The organism is Catenulispora pinistramenti, assembly GCF_018274385.1.
GTDB classification, from domain to species: domain Bacteria; phylum Actinomycetota; class Actinomycetes; order Streptomycetales; family Catenulisporaceae; genus Catenulispora; species Catenulispora pinistramenti.
The window spans coordinates 1-255 of record NZ_JAAFYZ010000667.1; the positions used below are offsets into that span (position 1 = coordinate 1).

Genomic DNA, 255 nt, shown 5'->3' on the forward strand with positions numbered 1-255 from the left:
GGGCGCCGACGTTGATGCCGTTGACCACGACGTTGATCTCGCCGCCGGCCTGGGTGAATTCCACGATCCGCTTCAACGCCGCGGCCACCCAGTCCATGTTCTCGGTCCCGGATTGCATGGAGACCCGTGCCCCGGAGGACAACGCGTACCACTCCAGCGGAACCTGCATCCGCTCAGCCAGATCCAACGCGGCGATCACCCGACGACACTCCGGCTCCGACAACGCACCCAACGACTTCGTCGGATCACCCAACA

Annotated in this window: 1 protein-coding gene; it reads right to left on the reverse strand. The window is 64.7% G+C overall.

The window, feature by feature from the left end:
* The coding region (locus tag KGQ19_RS49070; RefSeq protein ID WP_212022553.1) for a hypothetical protein at positions 1-255 on the reverse strand (255 nt) is incomplete at both ends.